Genomic DNA, 21493 nt, shown 5'->3' with positions numbered 1-21493 from the left:
ACACATCATCACTCATCCAATTCAACGTCATCTGCTTTCGTCAAGCAGATCAAACCTGTGATGTTACGGGTCAATTGAAGGGAAGTGTGTCAAAATAATATTGTTCCTAACTCAAAAACACTGCGTCCAGACCATCCAACCATTTTCGGGCGCGACAGCACTTATTGAAGGATAGTGATGATGGATGTATTTGCGCTGCGGGATCGCTTGACCAAAGATTATGCTGATTACGCCAGCAGTTTTATTCAAATCCGCGATCAACGTATTTATGATGATGTGTGCCAAAGCCTCAATGAGGGTGTCTTTTGGCCCAATCCCCTCATCCAACTCAACCCCAGTTTTGCCAGCGGCGGCACCGTGCAGAAACTGGTCGCAGAGGGTGTGCTGCACCCTGAATGTAATCGTATCTTCCTGAAGAACAAACAATCAGGCGGTCAAACACTACATCTTCACCATCACCAGCGCGAGGCGATTGAGATCGCCCGCGAGGGACACCATTATATCCTGACGACGGGTACAGGTTCGGGCAAAAGCCTGGCGTACATCGTGCCGATTGTGGATCATGTGCTGAAGCGAGGGAGCGGCAAGGGCATTCAGGCGATTATTGTTTACCCGATGAATGCGCTGGCGAACAGCCAGGCAGGAGAACTGCATAAGTTCCTGAATGAAGGCTACCCGCAAGGGCAGACTCCCGTGACCTTTGCTCGCTACACCGGACAGGAAAGCGAGGATGAGCGCCGCCAGATCATGACCCACCCGCCAGACATCCTGCTGACCAATTATGTCATGCTCGAACTCATTATGACCCGCCCCCGTGAGCGTCAGCTCATCGAACGGGCGAAGGGGCTGCGCTTTCTCGTGCTGGATGAACTCCACACCTATCGTGGACGGCAGGGCGCGGACGTAGCGCTGCTGGTGCGGCGCGTGCGAGATCGGCTGGCAACACCCGAACAAGGTCTGCTGGTTGTGGGTACATCGGCAACGTTGGCAGGCGAAGGCAGCTATAGCGAACAACGGGTGCAAGTGGCGGAGGTCGGCACCCAGATTTTCGGCGCAACCGTCCAATCTGAGTATGTGATTGGTGAAACCCTGCGCCGAGCAACATCAGGCAATACCGATCTGGAGGTACTGCGGCAGGCGGTGGCACAGGCTGATCGTCTGGTTGCGCCCACTGGGTATGCTGAATTCGTCGCCCATCCACTCTCGGCATGGATTGAAAGCACCTTCGGCTTGCGCGAAAAAGAAGGTCGCTTAGCCCGGCAGGAACCACGCAGCATATGGGATGCTGCTCGTGAACTTGCCGACCTCACAGGTATGGATGAAGCAACCTGCGAAATAGTCATCAAAAAATGGCTGCTAGCAGGCTATGAATGTGAACCCAACCCGGGCACCGGTTTTGCCCCCTTTGCCTTCCGCCTGCATCAGTTCATCAGTCCCGGCGATACCGTCTACACAACGATTGAACCGGAGGATGTGCGCCATATCACCCTCAATGGGCAGCGCTTCGTCCCCGGTGAACGTGATAAGGTGTTGTTCCCGCTGTGTTTCTGCCGCGAATGTGGGCAGGAGTATTACACGGTACGGATGACGACGAATGAGGATGGTGAGCGGCGGCGGGTGATGCCGCGCGAATTCAGTGACCGGCTGCCGGACGACGGAAGTGAAGCGGGCTATCTGTACTTAACATCAGATCCAACCAGAGCATGGCCGGATGATGACGATCTCATTGACAGTGAGCGCCTCCCGGATGACTGGTTGGAAGAGCGCAACGGCGTGCGACGTATCCGGTCGCACCGCAAAGAAAAACTGCCGAAACGTGTGCGTGTTTTCCCATCAGGGGAAGAAGATGCACAGGGGCAGGAATGCGTCTACATCTCATCGCCCTTCATGTTCTGCCTCAACTGCGGGGTATCGTATGCCGCCCGTCAGAGCGACTTTGGTAAGCTGGCAACGCTGAGTTCCGAGGGGCGCAGCAGCGCGACCACCCTGCTCAGCCTGTCAGCGATACGTTCCTTGAAAACGAGTGACCTACCCCAACACGCGCAGAAATTGTTGAGTTTCACGGATAATCGGCAGGATGCTTCCCTGCAAGCCGGACACTTCAATGATTTCATCGAAGTCAGCCTGCTGCGCGGGGCGATTTATCGGGCCGTCGAACAGGCAGGCAATGCCGGACTGACGCATGAATTGATCGCTGAGAAAGTCTTTGAGGCACTAAATCTGCCCCTCGAACTGTATGCCAGCGATCCTAGTGTGCGCTTTCAGGCATTGCAGGAGACACAGCGGGCGCTGCGGCAGGTACTGGGTTATCGCATTTACCGCGATTTGCGCCGGGGTTGGCGTATCGCACTGCCCAATCTGGAACAGTGTGGTCTGCTGGAGATTGGCTATGCCGATCTGGATGCCGTCTGCGCGGCAGAGGATGTCTGGGCGGGAGGACATCCAGCGCTGGTGACGGCATCCCCGCGAACGCGCATGACCATCGCCAAAACGCTGCTGGATTATATGCGGCGTGAACTGGCAATCAAAGTCGATTATCTCGACAGCGGCTATCAGGAACGCATCCAGCAGTTGAGCAGCCAACGATTGGTCGATCCCTGGGCGATAGACGAAGACGAGCGCATGGAATATGCTTCAACCCTGATCCCGCGCTCATCCGGTGGGGACGATGGACGTGGCAACTACACCTATGTTTCGGCACGCGGTGGCTTTGGTATCTATCTACGCCGTCCAGGAACGTTGGTTGAGTATGATGCCCGCACTCATGGGAAACTTGGACTGAATGAAACCGGCAGCATCATTCGCCAACTGCTGGAAGGGCTGCGTGTCGCCGGGCTGGTTGAAATCACCCGCACGCCGAAAGATGAGGACGATGTGCCCGGTTATCAACTGGTCGCATCAGCGATGCGCTGGTATGCCGGGACAGGGGAACGCGCCTTTCATGACCCGATTCGTGTTCCCAATGAATCGCAGGAAGGCGGACGACCCAATGCCTTCTTCGTGGATTTCTACCGAAGCATCGCCCAATCGCTGGTCGGGCTGGAAGCACATGAACATACGGCACAAGTCCCCTACGAGGAGCGCGAAAAACGCGAACAGCAGTTCCGTAGTGGTGAATTACCCATTTTGTACTGCTCACCCACGATGGAACTGGGGGTGGATATTGCCGAACTCAATGTGGTCAACATGCGGAATGTGCCGCCAACACCCGCCAATTATGCTCAACGCAGTGGACGTGCCGGGCGCAGCGGACAGCCCGCACTGGTCTTTACTTACTGTTCCGGGGGCAGCCCGCATGACCAGTATTTCTTCAAACGCCCGGAGCGCATGGTGGCGGGAGCCGTCACGCCGCCGCGTCTGGATTTGAGCAACGAAGAACTCTTGCGAGCGCATATTCATGCCATCTGGCTGGCAGAAACGGGCATTGACCTCAAAGACACCCTCAAGGAAATCCTCGACATGAACGGCGATCCGCCACCGCTGGAATTGCTGCCGGAGATTCGCCAGCAGGCGGAGTCAGTCACGGCGCGGCAAGCTGCCCGCCAGCGGGCAGAACGGGTACTGAAGACCATCCCGGATGTAGTTGATCCCGATGGACTGCTGGAAGTCACGATGCAGAACATCGTCCAGGCCTTTGATGCCACCTGCAAACGCTGGCGGGGTTTGTACTGGTCAGCGCTCAAACAGGTCAAAGTACAAGAGGACATCCGCCGTGACCCGACCCGCCAGCAGGCCGACAAGCGTCAGGCGGAACGGCTGCGGCGGGAGGCGCTCTCGCAGATTGATCTGCTGACCGAGGTGAGCAGCCTGGCGCAGTCAGATTTCTACAGCTACCGCTACTTTGCCACTGAGGGCTTTCTACCAGGATACAGTTTCCCGCGTTTGCCGTTGTCGGCGTTTATCCCGGCACGGCGGGCCCATCAACGGGATAACTTCCTGTCACGTCCACGCTTCCTGGCGATTTCAGAATTTGGACCCCGTGCCATCATCTATCATGAGGGGTCACGCTATCTCATCAATCAGGTCATTATGCCGGTGACGGAAGATGAGGATGGCCCGCTCACGACACAGATCAAACAGTGCAACCACTGTGGTTATGTGCATCCGGTGAAGTCCGGCATCAATTATGATCTATGCCAACGCTGCGGGATGCCGCTCGACCCGCCGCTGCAAGCGCTGCTGCGCCTGCAAAATGTCGTCACCCGCCGTCGTGACCGCATCAACGCCGATGAAGAGGATCGGCTGCGGTTGGGTTACGAGATTCGTACCGGTGTGCGTTTCAGCGAACGTGACGGTGTGCCAGACATTCGCACCGCATTAGTCCGCCAGGGCGACCGCAACTTAGCGCGGTTAACCTACGCCCAGACCGCTACCTTATGGCGCATTAATCTTGGCTGGGCACGGCGCAAGAATCAGCAGCAGTATGGCTTTGTTTTGGACATTGAGCGCGGTTACTGGGGACGCAACGAACAAAATGAGGATGATCCGGATGATCCCATGTCGGAACGCACGCGGCGGGTCATTCCGTATGTTGAGGATAATCGCAACTGTCTGCTGTTTGAGCCGCGGATCGGGCTGAAAATTGAGGAGATGGCTTCTTTACAAGCGGCGCTCAAACGAGCCATTGAAACCGTGTTCCAGCTTGAAGACAATGAACTGGCGGCGGAACCGCTGCCGGATCGGGACAATCGACAGATGCTGCTGTTCTATGAGGCGGCGGAAGGTGGTGCGGGGGTACTGCATCAGTTGGTGGATGATCCTGCTACACTGGCACTCGTCGCCCGCGAAGCGCTGCGGCTCTGTCACTTCGACCCTGCTACCGGCGAGGATTTACGCCATGCCCCACGCGCACGAGAGGACTGTGAGGCGGCATGTTATGACTGCCTGCTGAGTTACGGTAATCAGCGTGAGCATCCCATTCTGGATCGGCAGTCCATCCGCGAGGTGTTGGGCATGTTCGCTTGTGCCGAAGTGCGGATCAGCCCAAGCGGTTCGACACGGGATTCACATCTGGAAACATTGCTCAACCTATGCGAGTCCGATTTGGAACGGGAGTGGCTGTTGAGCCTGCACGAGCATGGGCTGCGCCTGCCGGATTCGTCACAGGTCTATATGGAGGACTGCCAGACTCGCCCCGATTTTATTTACAACACGGGTGGTGTGTATGCAGCAATCTATGTGGATGGTTCGTATCACGACTATCCGCAGCGCCAGGGGCGTGACCAGCAGCAGACCGAATGTATGGAAGACTACGGTTATCGGGTCATTCGTTTCGGCTACCGCGATGATTGGTCAGCTATTCTGGGGCAAAACAGACACATTTTTGGAGGTGGGGCGTGAGTTTTACAGTCGGATCGCTGGTCAGAGTGCGCGGGCGCGAGTGGGTGGTACTGCCCGAATCGACGGATGAAGTGGTGCTTGTACGTCCATTGGGCGGTACCGATGATGAAGTCACGGGCATTTTCACCACGCTGGAACCTATCGAACCGGCGCAGTTTGCCCTGCCTGATCCAGAGCGAATTGGTGATTATCGTTCGGCACGGCTGCTGCGGGCGGCAGTGCGATTGGGTTTTCGTGCCAGCGCGGGTCCATTTCGTTCATTTGCCCGCATCAATGTTGAACCCCGCCCCTATCAGCTTGTGCCGCTGCTGATGGCGCTCAAGCAAGACCCGGTACGCCTGTTAATTGCCGATGATGTTGGGATCGGTAAAACGGTTGAAGCGCTGCTGGTGCTGCGTGAACTGCTGGATCGAGGCGAAATTGAGAGGCTGGCGATCTTGTGCCCACCGCAGTTAGCCGAGCAGTGGCAAACCGAGCTGCGCGAGAAATTCTATATCGAAGCCGAGCTGGTACTTTCCAGCACCGCCACCGGCCTGGAACGCCACCTGCGAATGGGCGAATCGCTCTTTGAACGCCACCCGTTTGTGGTTGTTTCGACGGACTTCATCAAATCAGAGCGACGGCGTAATGAGTTTTTGCGTACTGCACCGCATTTTGTCATCGTCGATGAAGCCCATACCGTTGCCCATACCACTGATAAGCGCGGCGGGCGACATCAGCGCTATGAACTGGTCACGGCGTTGGCGAATGACCCGAATCGCCATCTGGTGCTGGTCACGGCGACACCGCACAGCGGCAAGGAAGAAGCCTTCCGTTCACTGCTGGCAATGCTCAACCCGGAGTTTGCCGATCTGCCCGATGATCTGACCGGCTCGGAAAATGAGGGACTGCGCCGCGAACTTGCTCGCTACTTTGTCCAGCGACGGCGCGGCGACATCCGTGCCTACATGGATGCCATCACGCCCTTTCCCGAACGCGATACCGCCGAAGAGACCTACAAACTCACGGATGCGTATAAACGTCTGTTTGACCGTGTGTTGAACTATGCCCGCGAGACGGTCTTACAACCCGGTGAAGGGTATCGTCAGCGGGTACGCTGGTGGTCAGCGCTGGCGCTTCTACGTTCGCTGGCATCCAGCCCTGCCGCCGCTGCTGCCACACTCCGCAGCCGTGCCGCAACCACTGAAGCCGACAATGAAACCGATGTGGACGACATCGGACGGCGCACCGTGCTGGACCTGATGAACGATGAATCTGCTGAAGGGATGGATGTTATTCCCGGCAGCGACATTGGCGAACTCGCCGGTGATGAGACCAATCACCGCCGCCGCCTGCTTGATATGGCAAAGGCAGCCGAGTCGCTTCAGGGCGAAGCCGATCACAAACTGCAAAAGCTCATCGCCATTGTGAAAGACCTGCTGCGCGAAGGCTATAACCCGATTGTCTTCTGCCGCTTTATCCCGACGGTTGATTATCTGACCGGAGCCTTGCGCGAGGCGACGCGGGGTGTGGAGGTTGCTGGCGTAACCGGCTTGCTGCCACCTTCTGAGCGCGAAGAACGGGTTGCACAACTAACCACAGCCCCCAGACATGTATTGGTCTGTACCGACTGCCTGAGTGAAGGTATCAACCTGCAAGCGGGCTTTGATGCCGTCATTCACTATGATCTGTCGTGGAATCCCACCCGCCATGAACAGCGCGAGGGGCGTGTTGACCGCTATGGGCAGCCCAGCCAGCGCATCAAAGTCGTGACCTACTACGGCATTGATAACCAAATTGACGGCATCGTGCTGGATGTGCTGCTGCGAAAACATAAAACCATTCGCAACTCTCTGGGCATTTCAGTCCCGCTCCCCGGCAACAGTGAGGATGTCGTTGAGGCAATCTTTGAGGGGCTGCTGCTGCGCGAGAACGCCAGCTTTAGCCAGACAACACTGCCCGGATTCGAGAAGTATATGCGTCCGCACCAGATGGAACTCGACTTGCAGTGGGAAGCGGCGGCAGAACGGGAAAAACGTTCGCGTACAATGTTCGCTCAGCAGGCGATTCGCGTGGATGAAGTTGCTGCTGAACTGAATGCTGCCAGAGAAGCAGTCGGTTCAGGAATTGACGTTGCCGCGTTTATGAAAGACAGCGTGCGGATGCATCACGGAGTGGTATCCGAAAACGGTGCAGTGCGCTTCGATCTGACGGAAACGCCGCGCGGACTGCGCGATATGCTCGGCAGAGAGCAGTTCGCCGCCCGTTTTGAGCTGCCCGTGAAAGAGGGACAGCTTTACCTGACACGGACTCACCCACTGGTCGAGTCGCTTGCAGCCTATGTGATGAACACGGCGCTGGATGCCGCCGAAGTCGAGGAGGATCAACCGCACGCGCGACGTGCTGGCGCGATCCGCACGACAGCGGTTCAGCGTCGAACCACGCTGCTCTTGGTGCGTTTCCGTTATCACCTCATCACTCGCACTCAAGATGAGGAGCGCCAATTACTGGCAGAGGACAGCCTGACGCTGGTGTTTGAGGGAGCGCCAGAGAATGCTGAGTGGCTCGATACCGGAACATCTGAGGCACTGCTGCAAGCTGAGCCGGAAGAAAATATTCACCCGCAGCAGGCAGCCGAGTTTGTAGGTCGCGTAGTCGAAGGTTTTGACCATCTTGCACCCACACTCAACGACATCGCGCAGCGGCGAGGCGAAGAACTGCTGGCGGCGCATGTTCGGGTGCGTGAGGCGGCGTACCGGCGCGGCGAACGCCGTCCACAGCATCGGGTGGAGGCGCAGTTTCCGCCCGATGTGCTGGGCATTTATGTATTCCTGCCTGCGATGGGGAGAAAGTAAAGCATGGCGAAACAGGCAACCATCTTCACCACCATTCGCACGGAAGGCGCATTGCTGCCTACCGATCTGCTCCAACGCATCAGCGAGGGCGCGACCCTCGATGGGTTGACACCAGCGAGCTACCACCGCCCCGGCGAAAAACTGAACGAAGCCATCAACCGTTCGTGGAATGCCTTGCAAGGCGTATGGGCGAGCTTCCGCGCGGCGCAGGAACGCCTGCCAGAAAATGATCTTGGCACGAGCATTACCCGTGAACGCTGGCTGCTGCCCTTGTTCCGTGAACTGGATTACGGGCGGTTGCAGATCGCGACGACGGTTGAGATTGACGGGCGCAGTTATCCCATCTCACACAGTTGGGAGCATGTGCCGGTACATCTGGTCAGCTACAAGCTGGAACTGGATCGACGCACACCCGGCGCGGCAGGCGCAGCAACCGCCAGCCCGCACAGCTTATTGCAGGTGTTCCTCAATCGCAGCGACAACAATCTGTGGGGCTTCCTCAGCAATGGTTATAAGCTGCGGATTCTGCGCGACAATGCCAGTCTGACACGGCAGGCATACGTCGAATTCGACCTCGAAGCCATGATGGATGGCGAAGTCTACAGCGATTTTGTCTTACTGTGGCTGCTATGCCACCAGTCCCGTGTGGAAGGCGAGCGCCCCTCGGACTGCTGGCTGGAAAAATGGATGAAGGTCGCCGAGGATCAAGGGACACGCGCCCTTGACCAGCTGCGCGACGGCGTGGAAGCCGCAATTACGGCACTTGGGCTGGGCTTCCTCGAATATCCTGCCAACCATGCCCTGCGCGACAAACTGACGGGCGGTGAACTCAGCGCTCAGGACTACTATCGCCAGCTTTTGCGGATGGTCTACCGCCTGCTGTTCCTATTTGTGGCGGAAGACCGCAACTTGCTGCTCAATCCCGCTGCGGATTCTGCTGTCCGTAAGCGTTACGTCGACTACTATTCCACCCAGCGGTTGCGGCGCATGGCGGAGACCTTCAAAGGCACGCGCCACCCCGATTTATTCGAGAGCCTACGGCTGATCATGCGCCTGCTCTCTGGCTCTGACTCCCCTCTCCCTGAGGGAGAGGGGTCGGGGGTGAGGGCAGACGCGGGGGTGAGGGCAGGACTAGGACTCGTTCCGCTGGGTTCGTTCCTGTTCAGCGATGCGGCAGTTACGGATGTGATCGGCTGCCAGATTGCCAACAGCCACCTGCTGGATGCCATTCGCGCGCTCTCCCTCACCTATGACCAGCGGGCGCAGGTTTACCGCACGGTGGATTACAAGAACCTCGGTTCCGATGAACTGGGCAGCATCTTCGAGAGTCTGCTGGAACTGCACCCGCAGATCAACGTCCCGGCGCGGCGCTTTGCCCTCTCCACCGCCGCAGGCAACGAACGCAAGACCACCGGCAGCTACTACACGCCGGAATCGCTCGTCCATGCCCTGCTGGATTCGGCGCTCAATCCGGTGTTGGAGGAAGCGATTAAAGGCACAGGTAAAGCCCCCACTTCGCCCCCATCCCCGGCCCTTCCCCCTCAGGGGGAAGGGAGCAAAGCGTGCGTGCGCGAGATGGCGACAAAAGCGATGCGGGATATTGCGCGGGATTTGCGTCAGCGTCAAACGCCAGCAGAAACGATCTTGTGGGAAGCACTTCGGAAAAATCGCCTCGGTGGGCTTGGATTCCGTCGTCAGCATCCGGTAGCAAATACAACCTATGTAGTTGATTTCTTCTGCTATTCGGCTAACCTCATTGTGGAACTGGACGGCGAGATACATCAGTTTCAGCAGAAAGAAGACGAACAACGCCAGTCTGAACTAGAGTCACGCGGCTATCGCGTCCTGCGCTTCCCCAATCAACACATTACCAACAACCTGGAAAATGTACTGGTCGAAATTCTCAGTGCCGCTCAAGAAAAAACCCCTCTACCTGAGGGGGAAGTGCAAAAATCTCCCCCCCTGAGGGGGGGAGATTTAGAGGGGGGGCTAACAGCAGAACAGCGTATTCTTAACCTGAAAGTCTGCGATCCCGCCTGCGGCAGCGGGCACTTCCTGATCGCCGCCGCCAACCGCATGGCGAAGGCGCTGGCATTCGTCCGCACGGGCGAAGAAGAGCCGCCGCCCGCCGCCATTCAGGAGGCGAAGCGCGACATCATCAGCCGCTGCATCTACGGCGTGGATATCAACCCGATGGCGGTGGAACTGTGCAAGGTCAACCTGTGGATGGAGGCGCTCGAACCGGGCAAGCCGCTCAACTTCCTCGACCATCGCATTCAGGTGGGCAACAGCCTGCTGGGGACGACGCCGAAGCTGATGGCGGGCGGCATTCCTGACGACGCCTTCAACCCGATTGAGGGCGACGACAAGCAGTACGCCGCCACCATGAAGAAACTCAACCGTGAGGAGCGCAAAGCCAGAAAAACCGGGCAGCGCAGCATGTTTGAACTGATCGATCTGCCCGCCGATTACGGCTATCTGACCGAAGCCATGCACGCGCTGGACGACACCCCCGACGACACGCTGGATGAGGTGCGGCGCAAAGAAGCGCAGTACGCGGCGCTGGCGAGTGACCCCGAATATATCAAGGCGCGGCTGCTGGCGGATGCCTGGTGCGCGGCGTTTGTCTGGGAGAAGAAGCAGAATCCTCGCCCTAAATCCCCCTCCCTCATAGACAGTGCCTTGACAAGCGAGTCTTCGCTCCCCCCTCGCCCTGAGGGAGAGGGGGGGTGGGGGGGTGAGGGTTTCATCCCCCCCATGACCGACCTGCTCTACCACCGCATGGAAGAAAACCCGCTGGCCGAAAACCTGCAAAGCGTGCGCGAATACGTGGTCGAACTCAAAGAGCGCTACCAGTTCTTCCACTGGCACGTCGCCTTCCCCGACGTGTTCACCGTGCCCCCATCCCCACAAGGAAAAGGGCTTTCAAGTCCCCCTCGCCCTGAGGGAGAGGGGATTTAGGGTGAGGGCATCACCGGCTGGCACGGCGGCTTCGACTGTATCCTCGGCAACCCGCCTTGGGAACGTATCAAAATACAGGAAAAAGAGTGGTTCGCGGAACGTGCGCCGGAGATTGCCAACGCGCCCAACGCGGCTGCCCGTCGCCGAGCGATTGCCGAGCTTGAGCAAAACGACCCCGATCTACTTCAAGCCTTTGCCGATGACAAGCGAAAGGCGGAAGGTGAATCACACTTTATTCGCATGAGCGAACGCTTCCCCCTGTGCGGGCGCGGCGATGTGAACACCTACACCATTTTTGCCGAAACCTCGCGCCACATCATCAATGGCTGCGGGCGCGTGGGCATGATCGTCCCGTCCGGTGTCGCCACCGACGACACGACGAAATTCTTCTTTCAGGATTTGATACAAACCCAATCACTCGCCAGCCTCTACGACTTCGAGAATCGTGAAGGCTTGTTCCCGGCAGTGGATAGCCGGATTAAATTTTGTCTGCTGACGATGACCGCCCCCATCCCCAGCCCTTCCCCCTCAGGGAGAAGGGAGCAAGTCTCCCCACCTGAGGGGGGGAGACACAGAGGGGGGGCAGAATTTGTCTTCTTCGCGCTTAACGTGGACGATCTCAAAGATGACTGGCGACGATTTACACTGTCTGCGGATGACATCACTGCGCTCAACCCCAACACGGGCACAGTGGCAGCGTTTCGCAGCGTGCGCGATGCTGAAATCACCAAAGCAATTTACCGCCGCGTGCCTGTGCTGATAAAAGAAGCCCCCATCTCCGAGAGGGGGTATTCTCCCCACCTGAGGGGGGGAGACACAGAGGGGGGGCGCGCGGCAGAAAACCCCTGGGGCATCCGTTTTACCACAATGTTTCATATGTCCAACGACTCCCACTTGTTCCGCACCCGCGCCGAACTGGAAAGCGCCGGGTTCGCGCTGCGCGGCAATCACTTTGTTGGCCCTCACGCTAAATCGCTCTCCCACAAGGCGAGAGGCTTACCCCGCACGCAGGACCTCCCCCCTCGCCCTGAGGGAGAGGGTGAGGGTGAGCATATCCTCCCCCCTCGCCCTGAGGGAGGGGATGAGGGTCAGCATTACCTGCCGCTCTACGAAGCCAAGATGATCCACCAGTTCACCCATCGTTGGGCAAGCTATACCCCCACCCTAAATCCCTCCCCCTTAGGGAGAGGGACTTTAAGCTCGCCTCGCCCTGAGGGAGAGGGTCCGGGGGGTGAGGGCTTAGCCACGCGCAATATGTCACTGGACGAACTGCGCGACCCGTCCGCGCTGCCCCTGCCCCGCTATTGGGTGGATGGGCGGGATGTGGCGGCACGCATTAAGGATACACAATGGCTGCTCGGCTTTCGGGATATCGCACGTTCGACAGATGAACGCACCGCCATCTTCAGCGTGCTTCCGCGTGTGGCGGTGGGGCATGTTATGCCGCTTATTCATTTCTCTGATTTTAGCCCAAATGTTACCTGCATTGTCGCCAAGTTTGACACTTTTATATTTGATTATAATGCCAGACAAAAGATCGGTGGTACGCACTTAACCTACGGGTACCTCAAGCAACTCCCCGTCATCCCCCCGCACACCTACACCCCCGCCCTGCTCAATTTCATCACCCCCCGCGTGCTGGAACTCACCTACACCGCATGGGATTTGCGGCCTTTCGCCCAGGATGTCGGTTATGATGGCGCACCCTTCATCTGGGACGAGGAACGACGCTTCCTCATGCGCTGCGAACTCGACGCGCTCTACTTCCACCTGTACCAGATCAGCCGCGATGACGTGGATTACATCATGGAGACCTTCCCCATCGTCAAGCGCAAAGACGAAGCCGCGCACGGCGAGTACCGCACCAAGCGCATCATTCTGGAGATGTACGACCAAATGGCGGCGCTGCCCACCATGCACGCCCCCGCGCCAAAAAATCCCCCTCGCCCTGAGGGAGAGGGAGACTTAGGGGGTGAGGGTCTGTATCTTGTGCCGGATGTGAGTCAGTGGGTGACGTGGCTCAACCCGCCGCCTGCTGATCCCAGTGTGGCGCACCCTGACAGGAAAGAAGAGTAGCCCATGCCTATCCCCTCACAAAACGAGTTTCTGCTGCCTTTTCTGACCCTGCTCAATAATGGGCAGTCTATCACTCGCTCACACATGATCTTCCGGCTGGCGCAGCACTTCGGCATCAGTGAGGAAGAGGCACAGCAGATGAGCGGCAGCCAATTCACGCTGGTCAGCCGTGTGGCGTGGTGCGATGTACATTTTGTCAAAGCGGGCTTGGTGGAAAAACGCCAGCATCACGCCGATAGTATGCAGGACGAGTTCACGATCACAACACTCGGCATCCGTGAACTCAACAAACGCCCGGAAAAGATGACCGTTGGTTACTTACAGGGCGTTTCTTGACGGCATACACGCCGTACTGCGGGTTCTTGTCTTCGGCGGTGACCCGGAACCCCGGCAATGACATACGCAGCGCTGTTTCCGAGCCATCCAGATACAGCCCGGTCTTCTGTGGCGGACGGTATTCGACGACAATTTTCTTTACACCTTCCTGCCGAACGAGCAGGGTATTGTCGGACAGCAGCCCGGTATTGAAACGCACTTTGGCAGACAGCGCCAGCGCGACCTGCGCCGGGTCTACCGGATGTTCGGTTATTCTGTCGCCGTCACGCTTATGCAGCATCACGCCGAACGAGTAAAAACTCAGAATCAGGGACGGCTGCTCAATCACCGCCCGACTCAAGAGGCGGACATTCCAATCGGATGCGGGGATCATCTTGATCTCCTCTATAATTGATAGGTAAATTTGACTGGTTATGGGTAACAAATGGTTGACCTTCATGGATTCATGACCAAACTTGCGACTATAAGACCTCTCTTTCATTCGGAAGCGGATTTTCAACACGCTTTCGCGTGGCACTTTCACGAATTGTTTCCAACCGCGATAGTTCGCCTCGAATATCCGGTTTTCATAGACAGATGGATCTATCTTGACCTTTGGTTACATACGTTCGATATGCGATTGGCAGTTGAGCTGAAGTACAAAACACTCAAGCTCGAAATTGCTCATGACAACGAGCGTTTTCAGCTAAAAAATCAAGGTGCCCAAGACTTGGGACGATACGATTTCTTGAAAGATGTTGCACGGCTTGAGCAGGTGTCAGGCACGAATGCTGATGTGCAAGGGTATGCCGTGTTATTAACCAATGATCCTTCTTACTGGGGAACTGGACGCGCGGGAACAGTCGATACGAATTTCCGCCTGCATCACGGACGCAGCGTGACTGGGGAAATGACTTGGCTTCCACATGCCTCCGATGGAACTATGCGTAATCGAATAGAGGCAATTCAACTGCGGCGTGACTACACCGTAGAATGGAATCCCTACTCAAAAATATCCCCCAATCGCGGAGGCGAATTTCGTTACCTTGTATTCAAGGTGTAGTAGCTTCTCCTATCGGTGTCCAGGGCAGCCGTGGTGGGCGTTGTTTGTTGGCTTGGTATACGCGCTGGATATTCCTTTCCAGTTCTTTAAGCAGAGATGCTCTCGTTTCAAGCAGCGTCAGCCCGGCGGTCACATCGCCGATGATGCCGTCCGCTTCTTCGATCAATTCAATGGCAAACGCCAGATCGTTTTCGTCCCACGACAGCGGCGGGATTTCCGCCATCGATTCGTCGTCAAAGTCGATCAGCGTGTTGCCAGAACAGGAGAACAACCATGCCAGCGCCCAGCCGACCTTCTGCAAACGTTCATCCGCCTGCTTCACCAGACTGTCGGCGATGATGCGTCCGGCGGTGTAGGCGCAGTCGGGGACTTCCACGCTGTAATGTCCGGGTTCAGGGCGAATGCCGAACAATTCCACCAGCGGCAGCAGATCGGGACGGGCGGCGTAGAGGTCAGGGGGATGCCGTAACCCAGAAATTCGAGATTGTCGAGCGGGATACCCCGTTTGCTGATTTCGCCGCAGATGAAGCTGTCCAGTTCTTTCTCGGATGCGCCGGAGCGGATGCGCTCCACCGCGCCTGCGTAGATGTCAGGAAAGGCGCTGCGCGTGATACACAGCGCCATGCCCACGCCGTCGTCTTCGTCATACACGTCGTCATTGGCGAATTCCTACAGGGGGTCAAGCCAGCATACAGCGTTGGCGAGCGCCAACAGCGGATCATCCAACATCGCCGCCGCCAGCAGTCCAAAGGTGTCCAGTAAGTTGTTCATAGCCCGTACTCCAAAATCGAGAACGTGGTCAGGGGGATGGGCGCGAGTTTCGCCAGCTGCTGCGCCGCCCGGCGGCAGCGCTCGATGTTCTGTGTGCAGCGTGCCAAAACACACCTTCCTCACCCCCATCGGAGAAGATGTGTCCCACATCACAGGATCGAGAGCGCTTGATACTGCGGGACATTGCGACCATCTGTAGGAGTTCGTCGGGGCACAGTAGCTCCGGGGTAACTTACGACGCGCCCTTTCGAGCTAACGCGGACTGATTAACGACACATCCGTCTGATCGATAACCCGCATGTATTTTTGTTAAGCTGCATTTCTGCACAGGTCTTACCACGTCGGGGTTCCCCGCTGCTCACCCAAAGGGCGGCACGGGTTTGCTGTGAGAGAAGCGGCGCAAGCCAGAAGCAAACCCATAGCCGCAGCCGCTGGCGGCTGTGAGACAGTGGGGTGGCGTGGTACTGTGCGGTAAGAAATGCAGCTAAAAACAGGCGGCATCGAGCAGAAACGGAGCGGAAAACGGGCTAAGGTGAGGGGCGTTGGAAATCCGGGGACTGGCTGCCCTCAAGACACTCGCCAGATGGTGTGTTGAACAGCATAATGGAGCGTATTGAATGATTCTCTTAGAAGAAAAGTGCCTTTCATAGAAAGGTGATTATCCCCTCATTGCACGTATATAGGGATAACTGTTGAGGGAATACGTGTCGTCAGGGCATAATCGCCTATAATTTTAATAAATTTAGAAGTTACGCCGTTGAAAATCATCCTCACTCCCCGCCCCCCTCTCCACTTCGTAGCAAGGGGGAGAAAGTCCGTTTGTAGGGACATGATGCACATATCCCTACAGGTTATCCCTCCGGCTGACTATTCCACAGCCAACGCATTTCGTCGCTGGTCTCCAGGAGATAATCCAGTGTCCCCTCAGTCGCGATACGGCCATCTTTCAGGACGATGATGTGCTGGGCGCGTCGCAAAGCCGTATGCCGATGGGATACTGCCAGGCATGTCTGGTGGTTCTCGCTGAACAGCCTGTCCCATAGTCGCGCTTCGGTTTCTACGTCGAGGGCGCTGGAAAGGTCGTCAAAGACCAGCAGTTCCGGCATCCGGTAAAACATGCGCGCTGCTGCCACCCGCTGAATCTGCCCCCCAGAGAGGCGTATGCCTTTTGGCCCGATGAGCGTCTCCAACCCGTTTTCGAGACCCTGAACATCCTGTTCCAGCACGGCATGAAACAGCGTGCGGTTGAGCCTCGCCTCATCATGAGGCCAATTGAGCAGGATGTTCTCACGCACGGTTTCGCTAAAGAGGCGGGGAATTTGGGCGGTATAGGCCACACGCGGCGGAGTCATAAAATCGGCGGGTGCTGCCACCCCCTGACCGTTCCAGCGTAGTTCGCCGCTTTCGCCCTTGAGTAGGCCGAGCAGGACTCGCAGCAGAGTGGTTTTGCCCGCGCCCACACGTCCAGTAATCACCGTGAATGTGCCGCTTTCCAGTCGTAGACTGATATTCTCGATACCGTTATCCGTAGCCGGAAAGTGGTAGGTCAAACCGCTGGCCTCTAGGGTTGCGAGGCGGTCTCCGTCTAAGGGAAGCGGTGCTGAAGGCGTCGGAATCGGTTCGCGCAGGTGAATCGGGGCGGGCTTGAGCAGGTCACGGGCGGAGGCGTCCGGCGTGAGGTGTTCCAGCCGTTCCAGCGCGATACCGACCTGACGATAGCGGGTGAGGACGCTGCTGAACATGCCGATGGCGAAGCTGAGGTTGTCGAGATAATAGATGAACAGAGCGAAGCTGCCCACCGAAAACTGCCCCTCACGAATCAACTGCCCGCCGAGCAGCAGAATCAGCCCGGTGGACACGGTGATAGAGTTAAACGACACTGCTTGCAAGAGTTCACTAAACAGACGCTCACGGATGGCGGCGCGGGCGCGCGTCTCATTCAGGGTACGAAATCGTGTGACGACGGCGTCTTCGGCGGTGGCGACCTGTATTGCCTGAATCGCGCCGAAGGTTTCGCCGATAAAGCCGGTGATTTTCCCTGTCCACTGGCGGGCAGCGCGGCGATAATTCTGGACGCGCCCGGCAGCAGCAGTGGCAATCAGACTGATGACGACGAAGGGTACGAGACCAATCAGCGCCACGCCTGCGTGAATCCGCAGCATTTCATTCACGGCGACGGCAGCAAAGGCGGCGAGTCCCACCACCTGATTGACAAAGATAACATAATCGGGAAGGTCGGCGGCGTCGCCCTGAACGCGGCTGACAGCTTCGCCGGAGGAACCGGGTAAGGCGCGTGCGCCCGGCTGCCGGAAGATATGGAAGAGCAAGTTGCGGCGTAACAGGGTTTGGTTGTAGACCGAGAAGAGCGCCCCCATGAGGAAAGCCGCATAGCCGACGAGATTACGTGCCATCCGTGCCAGCAGCAGCAGAATCACGATTCCCCAGATGTCCAGCGATACGGTGACACTGCCGCCCACAAGGTCAAAGAAGGTGCGAATCAAGGCGGCCTGCACCTGAATAAACAGCATAAAGACAACCCACGCGGCGAGGCTGCCCGTCCATGTCCAAGGCTGGCGGCGACTCAACGCGGCAGCGGCACGCCAAACCGGTATGGTTTTGGTCGTCATGAGGACAGCGCTCCTTCGCCCACTTGTAAAAGCTGGTGAAAACGAGAGTCGGGATCATCTGCCAATTGCTGGCGTTCGCCGTACTCCAGAACACGGCTGTCTTCCAGCAACAGGATTTTATCGGCACGGTTGAGGGTCGCCAGACGATGCGCGATGATGATGGCGGTGCGTCCCTTGAGCAGTTTATCCATCGTGCGTTCGATGCGGGCTTCGGTGGTGGGGTCGAGCCGGGAGGAGGCTTCGTCCAGAATGATGAGGTCTGGTTGGCGCAGCAGAGTACGCGCAAAGGCAAGCAGTTGACCCTCACCCGCAGACAGATTGCGTCCCCCAGCCTCTAGCACTGTGTCCAGACCCGCACTCAAACTCGCCAGCCACTCGCCTAACTCGACTTCTTGCAGCGCCGACAGCATATCCGTGTCGCTGATATGCCCTTGAAAGAAGGTGAGGTTCTCGCGAACTGTGCCTTCAAAAAGCTGTACGTCCTGTGTCACCAGCGCCACCCGCCGCCGCAGCGCACGGATAGGCACACGATGAACAGAGACCCCGTTGAGGCGGATACTGCCCCGCTGAATGTCGTACAGCCGGAACAGCAGGCGTGCAATCGAGGTTTTGCCGCTGCCTGTTCGCCCGACAATGCCCAGGACTTCTTGAGGCTGTAGCGAAAAGGTCACATCGTCCAGAACGGCGTTGTCCGGTTGGTAAGCAAACTGCACATGGTCGAAGTCAAGGGACAGAGCGCCTGCCGGGATGGTCTCGACTGTATCGGGTATAGGGTCTTGTATGGCGCTGGTTGTGCGGAGAAGCTCGTCTATCCGAGACAGACTCGCGCCCATATTTTGCAGGCTTTCCACCTGCTCTGTCAACGTCCTGAGGGGAAAGTTGAGCAGGGTCATATAGCTCATAATCAGATAGACCCCGCCCAGCGTAATCGCTCCGGTGCTAAACAGGAAGTAGCCAGCGATAAAGGCGGTCGCAAAGCCAATCGTGAGAATCATCCCGGCGGTGGAATTCAGGAGCGACTGGAAGAGGATGAGGCGCTGCCAGCGACTTCGGATGCGTGCCTGCTGCCGGAACAAACCATAGGTCACGTAGTCGGCTGCGCCGCTGGAACGCAGGTCTTCCGTTCCTGCCAGCCGTTCTTCCAGAAATCTGGAAAGCTGAGCGCTGGCTTCGCGCAGGGCTTTGTGGGGATTCACAGCAATGTTGCGCACCCAGTACAAGCCCAGCAGTGCGCCCACTGTATATAGGGCAAACAGCAGACCAACACCGCTGTTCTGGATAAACAGCACCGCGAGAATGCCGATGGTCAGCAGCAGACTCCCCATCACGCGAATAAAGAACTGCGAAAAGAAATTCGCCAGCAGCGACACATCGCTATCCAGCCGTTCAATCAGCGCACCGGGATTCATGGTCAGGTAAAAGCGGGCGTCGAGGTTCAGGCAGTGTTCCATGAGGTCGGAGCGCAGTTCGTTGGTCGCCGACCACGCGACGGTTTCGCCGAGGAAGGTCGCGCCAATGGACACGATCTGCTGGACAATCGCCAGCCCGATAAAGGCCAGCGCTGCCAGCACCAATTTTTCGCCTGTTGGGTCGTTTAAGCCGGTAGGCACGCCCGTAGCCGTGTCAATGACGATGCGCATGAACTGGGGGATGATGAGTTGCAGGACAATCCCGCCAAACAGCAGCACGGCCAAGCCCAAAACACGCCAGCGCTGCGTCCGTAAGTAGCGCCGCAGCAGTGCAAGGTAGCGGTAGAGGGGAATGTGCAAGAGGTTATCCTCACATAAGGGCTAGAGTCCAGCTAACGATACCGCCTTATGGCTTAGACGAAAATCCCCTATGTGGAGGATGATTTGGGAACTTAATCATATTTATGTTGCTCTATCGGCGTTTCTTGGTCAAATACTTCCTGGTCGCGTCCAAAAACTCGGCAAGTTCATCCGGGTTTTCACCATCATAATCTTCGATGACAAAGTGCAGGCACTGCCCAACGGTGTTCAAATAAGGTGGGGCTGAGGTGGGTAGCAAAATAATGTTCCTTCCCGAACCCCGGTAATCCTCGTTCACCACCCACGCTAGATGTTCTAGCAGATACCAGTCATATTTCCCTGAAGGCAGTGTAAATTTCACATACCATGTTCCTGCTTGCCACTGTGAGGGGTTGGTGATGGTCTCATGTCCCCCGCATCTGCCAACCGTTATCACTCCCGGATAGCGATTGAGCCCCCGCACCAGATTGATGATATTGGCATCCAGTTCGTCATAGGGGATGCCTTTTTGCCTGTGCCTTTTGCGGATTTGACGGGTTATTTCGAGGTTCCGTTTTCAACTGGCGGCACATCGCAGCGCTGCATTGTGTCCAGCACTTCATGCCGCTCAATGGCATTCATCGTCAATCGTCCAAAGCGGAACCAGATCACTGGTTGAGCAAATACAAGGCGATTTCTGACGTACCAGGGAGATTGATTATAATACTTAAAAACAGCGTTTTAGCGATAGACTTGGAGGCAGGCTTGTGACGGACTTAACCGACCTCGATTCACCTCAACCAGAATCGCCCTTTGAGCGTATCCGACAGGTTGACCCCGACAATCTTGAATTCTGGTCGGCACGTGACCTGATGCCCATTCTGGAATACACCAAATGGCAAAACTTTAAGACCGTGCTGCTCAAGGCACAGATTGCCTGTGAGAACAGCGGGAATGATCCCGCCGACCATTTTACTGATGCCAGTAAAATGGTCGCCATTGGCTCGGATGCAAAACGCGAAGTCGAGGATATGCACCTGTCGCGTTACGCCTGCTACCTTATCGTGCAAAATGCCGACCCCGCTAAAGAGGTCGTCGCCCTCGGTCAGACCTATTTCGCCGTGCAAACCCGCCGTCAGGAAATCGCGGATGTCGAGGCATTAGCTGAACTGAGCGAGGATCAGCGCCGCTTGCTTCTGCGCCAGCGAGTCAAACTTCAAAATACCGATCTGGCTTCAGCGGCAAAAACGGCAGGCGTGATCACGGCACAGGATTTTGCCGTTTTCCAGAATCACGGCTATCGCGGCTTATACAACGGTTTGACGGCTGATGCGATTCACCGGCGCAAGCGGCTGAAGAAAAGCCAGCATATTCTCGACCATATGGGGGCAACGGAACTTGCCGCCAATCTCTTTCGCAGCACCCAAGCGGAAGAGAAATTGCGGCGTGATCAGGTTCAAGGCAAAGATGCTGCCAACGATGTGCATTATCAGGCGGGTGTGGTGGTTCGGCGGGCGATTGCCGAGCTTGGCGGCACGATGCCCGAAGATTTACCGAGTGCCGACAGTATCAAGAAATTGGAGCGTGCCGAGAAGAAACGCCTTGCTGCGCCAAAAACCAAACGCAAAAAGGACGAGGAAAGCGAGTAGTGCCCAGTTCAACCCTACATACCCTTCATCGCGGTTGAGAAAGGGTATGTAAGCGATAAAGGCTTTTAGTTGGTTTCGTGAATCGGCGGCACATCGTAGCGCTACATTG

Annotated in this window: 13 protein-coding genes and 2 pseudogenes; 8 read left to right on the top strand and 7 right to left on the bottom strand. The window is 57.0% G+C overall.

Going from position 1 to position 21493, the window contains the following annotated elements; genetic code table 11:
* Positions 1–180 precede the first annotated feature (180 nt).
* From HS103_17850 to HS103_17830, 5 genes and pseudogenes are all read left to right on the top strand, one after another.
* Positions 181–5340 carry a DEAD/DEAH box helicase gene (locus HS103_17850; GenBank protein ID MBE7514662.1) on the top strand — a complete coding sequence of 1720 codons (5160 nt, stop codon included), beginning with the start codon at positions 181–183 and terminating at the stop codon, positions 5338–5340.
* Positions 5337–8174: a DEAD/DEAH box helicase gene (locus HS103_17845; protein MBE7514661.1), complete on the top strand. Its 2838-nt coding sequence runs from the start codon at positions 5337–5339 to the stop codon at positions 8172–8174. The genes HS103_17850 and HS103_17845 overlap by 4 nt, the downstream gene beginning before the upstream one ends.
* Before the next feature lie 1575 nt (positions 8175–9749).
* A pseudogene (locus tag HS103_17840) lies at positions 9750–10076 on the top strand (endonuclease domain-containing protein).
* Between the two features lie 291 nt (positions 10077–10367).
* Positions 10368–13211, top strand: a pseudogene (locus tag HS103_17835) (Eco57I restriction-modification methylase domain-containing protein).
* 3 nt (positions 13212–13214) lie between these two features.
* The gene (locus HS103_17830; GenBank protein MBE7514660.1) at positions 13215–13547 is read left to right on the top strand and encodes a hypothetical protein; all 333 of its coding nucleotides are present in this window, start codon (positions 13215–13217) and stop codon (positions 13545–13547) included.
* On the opposite strand, the gene HS103_17825 is transcribed toward HS103_17830, so the two are convergent.
* The gene (locus HS103_17825; GenBank protein MBE7514659.1) at positions 13495–13920 is read right to left on the bottom strand and encodes a hypothetical protein; all 426 of its coding nucleotides are present in this window, start codon (positions 13918–13920) and stop codon (positions 13495–13497) included. The genes HS103_17830 and HS103_17825 overlap by 53 nt on opposite strands.
* A 51-nt stretch (positions 13921–13971) precedes the next feature.
* Here HS103_17825 and HS103_17820 point away from each other — a divergent pair, with 51 nt between their 5' ends.
* Positions 13972–14589, top strand: coding sequence for a hypothetical protein (locus HS103_17820; protein MBE7514658.1), 618 nt, complete (start codon positions 13972–13974; stop codon positions 14587–14589).
* Here the strand turns inward: HS103_17820 and HS103_17815 are convergent.
* The 6 genes from HS103_17815 to HS103_17790 form a co-directional block, all read right to left on the bottom strand.
* Entirely contained in the window at positions 14579–14965 is a 387-nt protein-coding gene (locus tag HS103_17815; protein ID MBE7514657.1) for a hypothetical protein, read from the bottom strand. The two genes, HS103_17820 and HS103_17815, sit on opposite strands and share 11 nt — an antisense overlap.
* Positions 14908–15240 (bottom strand): hypothetical protein, encoded by a 333-nt coding sequence (locus HS103_17810; GenBank protein ID MBE7514656.1) that lies wholly within the window; start codon positions 15238–15240, stop codon positions 14908–14910. Before HS103_17810 ends, HS103_17815 begins: the two co-directional genes overlap by 58 nt.
* Before the next feature lie 18 nt (positions 15241–15258).
* Positions 15259–15474, bottom strand: coding sequence for a hypothetical protein (locus HS103_17805; protein ID MBE7514655.1), 216 nt, complete (start codon positions 15472–15474; stop codon positions 15259–15261).
* Positions 15475–16211: 737 nt separating this feature from the next.
* A complete protein-coding gene (locus HS103_17800) occupies positions 16212–17987 on the bottom strand; it encodes an ABC transporter ATP-binding protein (GenBank protein ID MBE7514654.1) in 1776 nt (591 codons plus the stop codon).
* Positions 17984–19756 (bottom strand): ABC transporter ATP-binding protein, encoded by a 1773-nt coding sequence (locus tag HS103_17795; GenBank protein MBE7514653.1) that lies wholly within the window; start codon positions 19754–19756, stop codon positions 17984–17986. The genes HS103_17800 and HS103_17795 overlap by 4 nt, the downstream gene beginning before the upstream one ends.
* Before the next feature lie 112 nt (positions 19757–19868).
* Entirely contained in the window at positions 19869–20117 is a 249-nt protein-coding gene (locus tag HS103_17790) for a hypothetical protein (protein MBE7514652.1), read from the bottom strand.
* A gap of 45 nt (positions 20118–20162) precedes the next feature.
* Here HS103_17790 and HS103_17785 point away from each other — a divergent pair, with 45 nt between their 5' ends.
* Both HS103_17785 and dinD read left to right on the top strand, forming a co-directional pair.
* Positions 20163–20414 carry a hypothetical protein gene (locus HS103_17785; GenBank protein MBE7514651.1) on the top strand — a complete coding sequence of 84 codons (252 nt, stop codon included), beginning with the start codon at positions 20163–20165 and terminating at the stop codon, positions 20412–20414.
* A gap of 88 nt (positions 20415–20502) precedes the next feature.
* On the top strand, positions 20503–21384 hold the full coding sequence (gene dinD / locus HS103_17780) for a DNA damage-inducible protein D (GenBank protein ID MBE7514650.1): 882 nt from the start codon (positions 20503–20505) through the stop codon (positions 21382–21384).
* The last annotated feature ends 109 nt before the right edge of the window (positions 21385–21493 follow it).

It is taken from the genome of Anaerolineales bacterium (assembly GCA_015075625.1).
GTDB lineage: Bacteria > Chloroflexota > Anaerolineae > Aggregatilineales > UBA2796 > UBA2796.
The sequence above is the reverse complement of the archived record's forward strand: the minus strand, read 5'-3'. Positions and strand labels throughout refer to the sequence as shown.

What these genes read in the sequence shown, in the direction of transcription:
- HS103_17850 (MBE7514662.1), top strand. Translation starts at nt 181, where the DNA reads ATGGATGTATTTGCGCTGCGGGATCGCTTGACCAAAGATTATGCTGAT.
- HS103_17830 (MBE7514660.1), top strand. Translation starts at nt 13,215, where the DNA reads ATGCCTATCCCCTCACAAAACGAGTTTCTGCTGCCTTTTCTGACCCTG.
- HS103_17825 (MBE7514659.1), bottom strand. Translation starts at nt 13,920, where the DNA reads ATGATCCCCGCATCCGATTGGAATGTCCGCCTCTTGAGTCGGGCGGTG.
- HS103_17820 (MBE7514658.1), top strand. Translation starts at nt 13,972, where the DNA reads ATGGTTGACCTTCATGGATTCATGACCAAACTTGCGACTATAAGACCT.
- HS103_17800 (MBE7514654.1), bottom strand. Translation starts at nt 17,987, where the DNA reads ATGACGACCAAAACCATACCGGTTTGGCGTGCCGCTGCCGCGTTGAGT.
- HS103_17785 (MBE7514651.1), top strand. Translation starts at nt 20,163, where the DNA reads ATGTCCCCCGCATCTGCCAACCGTTATCACTCCCGGATAGCGATTGAG.